Origin of the sequence: Nocardiopsis protaetiae (assembly GCF_045446735.1) — a bacterium.
Classification (GTDB): Bacteria; Actinomycetota; Actinomycetes; order Streptosporangiales; family Streptosporangiaceae; genus Nocardiopsis; species Nocardiopsis protaetiae.
The window spans coordinates 1-7,727 of sequence record NZ_JBJJBV010000300.1; the positions used below are offsets into that span (position 1 = coordinate 1).

General features: G+C 74.3%; 1 pseudogene. It reads left to right on the forward strand.

The features are described 5' to 3' along the window. A pseudogene (locus ACJOT3_RS29830) lies at window positions 1-7,727 on the forward strand (hypothetical protein); the annotation flags it as partial.

Sequence of the window (7,727 nt, forward strand, 5' to 3'; positions counted from 1 at the left end):
CTTCACCGGCGCCGTCGAGAGCGTCCTGTCCAACACCATCACCTCCGCCATGATCAACGGCATCGACCACCTCGGCCGACCCGACCTCGACACAGAACTGAACGCCACCCGCGACCGCCTCGACTCGACCCCACCACCCGAACACAAAACCGACCCCACGAGCGTCCAAAACACCCCCACCGCCTCCGTGCCGCCGGTCACCGCCCCGTCGAGCACCACCGGCGGGACGCCGAACACACCGACCCCCGAACCCGTACGCGCCAACGGCACCCGGGGCACCGGTGACGGCAGTCGCGATGGCTCGGCACCGACCCCCGAGCAGGAGCATTTCGACCGAAGCACCCCCGTACCGCTCGCCACCGTCGGCGACATCCATGCGGACGCGGACGGCGTTCGGTACCCGCCGCCCACGGCCACGGCGTCCTCCGAACCGAGTGAGAACCCCGGCGTCGTGGTACGGCCCGCCGACAGCGGTGCGGGCATGAACGCGGGCGCACCACAGCGCACGTCCGGCGCACCCGTGCCGCCGGTCACCCCTCCATCCGCCACCCCGTCGCCCACCACCGGCGGTGGGAACCGGGACGGCGCGGCACCGGTCACCGGGCAGGGGCGCTCCGAGATACCGCGCGCCACGGACGACGGTGCGGCGGCGTCCCCCGTCGACACGGTATCCGGGGGTTCCGAGGGGAACACCCGCCACGAAGAGGTGTCGCGGCCGGTCCTCGGCGGCGACGGGCGCCTCAACGAGGTCTTCACCTCCGCCCTGGCCACCACCTCCACCGTCCCCACCGCCTCCGGCGAGAGCAGCGCAGGCGAGGCACCGCGGGCGCGGACGCTGCCCGCGCCGAACCGGCTGGAGTTGGCACAGCGCATCAACCGGGAGATGCTCACCACGCTCGGGGAGCTCAAGGAGGCGAACGACGCCCTGCACCGGCGCGGCGCGGACCCGGTCCCCACCTCGGGCGGCGCCAGGACGCCCGCCGAGCGCGTCACCGCGGCGCTGGAGCACTACCGGCACCTCTCCGACCTACAGGCGGCCCTGCTCGTCGACCCCCGACCCGTACAGGTCATGCCCGCGCTCATCGAAGCCACCCCCCAGAACCCGCAGTCCACGAAAGCGGAGGGCGTCCCCGCCCGGGTGTCCGGCCCCGAGACCGACGACCGCCTCGTACTGGAGGTCCCCCGGGAGACCGTTCCGGACCTGCGTCCGGCCCCGCCCGAGGACACCGTCCCGGAGGATCCGCGGCCGCGCCACCAAGGGAGCCTCACCACCGACCGGAACGGCCCCGAATACAAGCTGAACCACCTGGTCCACACAGCGCTGACCGGCGCCCACGTCCTCTTCGCCGACAAGGTCGACACCGTGGTCGGCAGAACACTGGAGGAGGCCGCGGACGCCGTCCGCCTGCGGAGGACGGCCGGACGGGACGAGACCCCCGAGGACCCGGACGCCGCCCGGACCTACCGCCGGGGGCTCATGGACGCGGTGCAGGAGAGGTTCCGGGAGATCGCCGCCGCCCGCGGCCCCGGGGCGTTCTTCGGAGACCACGGGACACCGGTCACCGTCCACTACGACGGCGCCGACTGGACGGTCGGGGTCCGGCTGTCGGCTCCCGACGACCGGTACCGGCTCGTGGAGACCGCGGAGCGGGGCGCCGCGCCGGAGGACATCATCGAGCACACCCACGCCCGGGCCCACGGCGTCTCCTCCGAGGAATCGGGGATACGCGGCGGCACCAAGACCGTCGGGGCCCGCTTCGTGGCCAACCCGTTCTACCTCGGCGTCGGGCTGCTGCCCAACACGCCCCAGGTCGGGCTCAACTTCAGCCTGGGCCTGCGCGGGGGCACGGGGGTGCGCGGCACCGCCAAGGCCGGGTCGAGCGACGCCAAGTCGACCGTGACCATGGACATCACCGGGCAGCCGGAGCTGTACGCGGCCGACCTGGCCGTGGACGTCGACGTACAGGCCCCGTACGGCGCGGGCGCGTTCTCCCACGGCGCCGACGTCGAGAACGGCTGGGTCATGGGGCTGCCCGGCGGGATCCGGACCGCCCCCGAGGACGCCCCCGAATCCATCACGTTCACCGCCGGGAACGACGGCCAGGGGTCCGGCCGGAACCGGGTCGCCCACGGCGGTCTGCCCGTCCACGTCGGCGGGATCCGCACCCCTCCCACCCCCGGGGAGGGGGACGGGGAGCCACCGACCCCGGGGACGCCGGTCGACCTGGGCACCCTGCTGGCGGACGCCATCGACCCTCCCCCGCCGGCCGGGGCCCGGGGAAGCGTGATCCGGTTCTTCGGCCCCGACGAGGCGGCCCGAGAGGAGTTCCGGGAGGGGATGCGGGAGCTGTTCTCCGAGGAGAGCCTCCAGGAGTACCTCCCGCACATGGGCCACCACCGCATGCACCTGACGGTCACCGCGCCGAGCGGGGCGCGGCGCCTGGTGGAGCTGTGGACCTCGGTGAACTCGATGGACCTGCGCAAGCACGGACCGCACGTCGGCGAGTTCACCCGGCACGACACCGTCTCCAACGCGGTCTCCTCGCGCACGATCCAGGGCCGGACCGTCACGGCCTCCGTCGGCGCGGGTTTCGGCTTCCTGGTGGAGCTGGGGTCGGGACACACCATCCGGATCGACCTGCCCACGTTCGAGTACACCTACAACCGCACCTCCTCCCAGGCCGTCTCCCAGGGCACCAGCGGGAACCTGCGGTCCCTGACGCAGTCCTCGGACGGCAACGACGGGCACGTCGTGTACGCGGTCGAGCGCGACCTGTTCGTCCACGTGGAGGGGGAGAGCGATCCCCGCCGGTTCACGGCCGAAAGCGTCGAACTCGTGCCGGTGGAGGACGCCCGCCGGCTCGATACGCAGAGCAGGGCACCGGGTCGGCGCACCTCGCCGCTGCTGGGCACCCCCGCCCCCGCGTCCCCTGCGCCCGGCCCGAACGCCCCGGCCCTGGCCACGCCCACCGTGCCCGCGCCCTCGGCGCCCAACCTGCGCGGGAGCCGCGTCACCGACTTCACCGGGGCCACCGTCACCGGGTACGCGAGAACGGACGGCGACGGGCGGGACGACGACGGGCGCACCTTCTACGAGGTGCTGGCGCAGGAGGTCCTGGAGGGGATCGCGCGAAAGCACCCGGGCATGGTCATCCCCGACATGACCAGGACCAAGGACGACTACGCGCACCGCCCCGAGCACCGCGGGGCCCCCTACTGGGAGCGCACCACCCGGGAGAAGTGGGGTTTCCGCCGCAACCGGGAGACCGCCCGCCAGAACACCGAACTGGTCCTGGACGCGCTGACCGAGGCCAACCTGCGCCGCCGCGCCCACGAGCTGTCCTCCCCCGAGGGCCTGGTGATCCGGCTGAAGGAATCCGCCGCCCTGGACCCCAAGATCATGAAAAAGGGCGCGGAGGTCCTACGGCCCGCCCTGGTCACCGTCCGGATCACCGCCGACTTCGGCGCGCTCGGCCACGCGGGCGACTCCACCCGCGACACCGGGGCCCGGATCGGCGGCGGGGCCTCGCAGGGCACCTCGCGCCGCAAGGGGGCCACCCACACCCTCACCGCCGGCGTCGCCGCGGGGCAGGTCCGCCCGGTCCAGGGGGACGCCCGCAACACCGCGCAGCGGTCCGGCGCCGTCTCGGCCGCCCTCTCCTACACCCGGGGCGGCGGCATCGGACGCAACGAGGGCTTCGGGCACGAGGGGCAGACCCGGCTGATCTTCCCCGGCGGCTCCGACCTGTGGCAGGGCGCGGTGTCCTTCCGGGCCCGGATGGACGAGTACGAGGGCTCCGACCTGGCCCTGGGCCGGGGATCTCGGGACCGCGCCCCTGCGGGCTCGGTCGGGCTCCTGTCCACGCCCCTGACCGGGGTGTACGAGGTGTCCACCTCCCGGTTCGCCGATCCCGTCCCCGATCCGGCGCCCGGTCCGGCGGACTCCTTCAAGGCCCTGCGCGAGGACGAGGCGCGCACGGTCGTCCACGGGGCCTTCGCGCCGGGTCCGGCGGCCTCCGGCGGCGCCCCTGGCCCGGCGGACGGGAGGCGGGGAGCAGCCGACGCGCACGCCCTGCTGGACATCGGCGGCACCGTGGAGTGGATCAACACCGACGTCTCCGACGGAACCCGCCGAGGCCTGCTCGGCCATACCTTCCACCTCTTCTCCGGCCCGGGCCGCGGGCCGCTCGACCTCTACAACGGGTTCCGGCACAAGCTGCGCCACACCCTGAACGACGGGCGCGCCTCCCTCGCCTTCTTCGGGAGCCGGTTCTCCGCGCCGACCCTGGTGGGCGACCCGGCGACCCTGTCCCCGTCGGGATCGCGCAGCCGCCAGGAGATGAGCGGCGGCGCGGGTTCCCCCCACGACGTGCGCGTCACCACCGTCACCCGGGCCGAGGTGGACGGGGTGGCCGACCTGCGCCCGCAGCGGACCCGGTTCCTGTGGCGGTCGGCGACGAGCACGGACGTGCAGGCGACGAGCACGGTCAACCGGGGGACCTGGGCGCTGCGGCTCGCCGCGTCCGGCACGGGTCACCAGAACCCGCTGGTGGAGGGCGCCGCCGACGACCGCCCGAGCAGCGCCGGACTGCCGACCGGCACCGGCGGGCTGAGCTGGAGCCGCGTCCTGCGGTCCTCCCGCACGGTCCACGTCGACGGCGCCGCGTTCGAGACCTCCGCGTTCATGATCCCGTTGAGCCGCCGGGGCTACTCCTTCCGCCTGTCCGGGCACCTCACCCAGGCCGCGGAGTTCATGAAGAAGTGGAGCCTGGGGCCCACCCTGGACTGGTACACCCGCTTCCGCGGCTGGACGGCCCGGGTCCCCGACCTGGTCACGGGACACGTCCCGGCCCGCGACGCCGAGGAGGCCGGGCTGGTCCTGGACCGCGTCCGGGAGGAGGGCGGGCAACTGGCGCGCGTCTCCCAGCCCAACCCCGAGAAACCGGCCGGGGTCCGCGTCCGCGACGGTTTCGAGCACACCGGGCGGCGGGTGGGCGCGCCCGACCCGGAGGCGGCGCTGCGGGACCTGGTGCGGGACCTGGAAGCACGGGACTGGGAGCTGACCACCCGGAGCCGGGAGACGCTGCTGCACGCGCTGACCGGCAGGCTGGGGCAGACGGCGGGCGCCGCGGCGCCCCCGGTCCCGGTGCGCGTGCGCCGCAAAGCCGCGGGACGGACATGGCATTCGTGGCACCGGTACCGGCGCGAGGCGCACGGCGCGCGCGTCCACGTGACCCTCACGACCTCCGAAACCCGGGTGGACCACCTGGGCTCGGCCGTGATGTTCGAGACCGGGACGTGGAAGCCCGAGATCGCCGAGGTCCGGATCTCGGCCACCGGCGACACCGTGGGAGCGGACGGCCAGCTGGGCGTCCCGATGCCCTACTCCCAGGACGACGCACCGCGCGAGGCGGCCCCCGACAGCCGCCCGTTCAACCTCGCCCCGGCGACCGGCGCGAGCGCGGGCGCCACCGACACCGCGATCCGGGAGCGGGCGCACGCCCGGGAGCACACGGTCCAACTGGACCTGCTGGGCCCCTACGTCAAACTCGACCAGGTCGCCCACCTGCGCCTGGCCCTGGACGACGGCCGCGGCCTGGAGGCCACCGGCCAGGGCGCGGCAGGGCGGGTCCGGACCGTGTACCCGTTCCCCTACGTGGACTTCGGGACGGCCGCCACCCCGGACACCACCCCCGCCACGGTCCCGGCCACCACTCCTGCGAACGCCGCCCGGCCCCCGGTACCGCAGGGGACGGCGACGGGGCACACCACGCTCGACTCCGCCGTCCACGCCTGGGGCCGGGCGGTCCGGGGCGACGACGCCCTCCGTCCACCCGAAAACACGGTGATGCTGCCCGCCGCCACCGAAGGACAGGGGCGGCGCGTGCGCGAGGCCGCCCTGGTCGCGGTCGCCCGCTCCCTGAACTGGGCCCCGGGCACGGGGGCGTTCGACCCGGCCACCGGCGCCCCCACCGCGCAGACGGTGCGGGACGCCCGGGCGCACGTGGCGAGGGAACTCCACCTGGACCCCCGCTACACCCCCGTCGAGCACACCCTCGGCGCCGTCGCGCTCACGTCGCTGTTCTCCGAGGCCGCCAACCGGCCCGAAGGGGTACCTCTGCTGGACATCGGCACCACCGAATGGCGACTCAAGGCGGTGCCCCGGGCCCAGGGGGCGCGTGTCCTCGACGTCGTGCCCGGGTCGCGGCTCAGCTCCGACCGCAAGGAGGAGCACGTCTTCGGCTTCCACGCCGACCACACCGGGCGCCTGGGACAGGAGTCGGGGCTGCGGGCCACCGGGCTCACCAACGACCTGCCCTCCTATGAGGACCACGTCGGTTTCCTCAACGGCGGGGCCACCGCCGCCACCGGCCGCTCCACCGGTTCCGGGGTGGAGAGCGCCGAGGCGGCCGAGACCGAGCCCGAGCACCACCGCAACCGCATGGGCCCGGCCTACCTGATCGAGTTCGACACCACCTGGCTGGTGGGGAGCAGGTCCCTGGTGGAGTCCGCCCTCTGGAAGGGCAGGGCCCCCGTATGGGGGTTCGAGCACGCCGACGCCAAGGTGTCCGCGTGGATGTCGGAGGCGGACGCGGTCCGCCTGGGCTTCCTGGACGGGGACCGCGCACGGGGCCTGGCCCCGGACCTGGACCGGATCCACGAGGCCCGCGAAAAGCTCATCACCGCGGAGAAGGAGTACGGCGAGGCCAGGAGCGCGGTGGGCGAGGCCGCGGACGCCTACCAGCGCGCTTTCGACTCCTCGCCCGACACGACGGGCCGCGACCCCGTCCTGGACGCGGCCCGGAAGGCGTACACGACCGCAGAGACGGACTACCGGGAGAAGCTGAAGGAGTTCGACGAGGCCACCCGTTCCTGGGGCACCACCCTCACCGAGGTTCGGGGGCGGCTGTCCGGGACCTCTCCCGCCCCCGTGCAGGACCCGCTGCCCGCCTACACGCCGACGGACCTGGCAGAGCTGTTCCGCGCCGAACTCAACCTCAAGCCCGAGACCGACCCGGCGCGGACGCAGACCCTGCGCGACGCCAGCGGCACGGCGGTGTCCGAGGCGGCCGAGAAGGCGGACACCCTGCTGAAGGACTCCACCGACCTGGACGCCGAGACCACCCGGACCCGGACGGCTCTCACGGATTCGATCGCCGAGCTGGGAGCGGACCTGGAGACGGCGCGCAAACGCGCGGAACTGCTCGGCCGGCCGACCGACGTCACCACACGCCTGCGCGCGGCGGGGGGCGGCCCCTCGACGGACCCGGGCGCCCTGGCCGACCTCGTACGCGAGGCCGAGGACATCCTCGCCCGGGTGCGGGACATCGACACGGTTCTGCCCCTGGACACGGACCGGGCGGGCGACACCGTCCGGGAGAGCGCGCGGCGGACACGCCTGGCGAGACACCTCGCCGAGGGGCTGGCCGAGCGCTCGCGCCGACTGCGCACCTCCACGGTGGGCGTCGCGACCGGTGTCGACGAGGCCGCTCGCACGGTGTCCGCCACCGCCGCGGAACTGAACGAGACCCTCTCCGCGGACGCCCGGAAGCTCGGCGAAGCACGGGACACCCTGAAACAGGCCCGGGAGTTGATCGACGCCCTGTTCCGGAACTCCGGTGGGAACGCCGCCGACCTCCGGAGGTCGGCCGAGGAGGTGGACACGGCCGCGAAGAAGCTGGCGTCGGTGCTCCGGAACCGGGACGAGGAGATCCGGCGGATCCGCG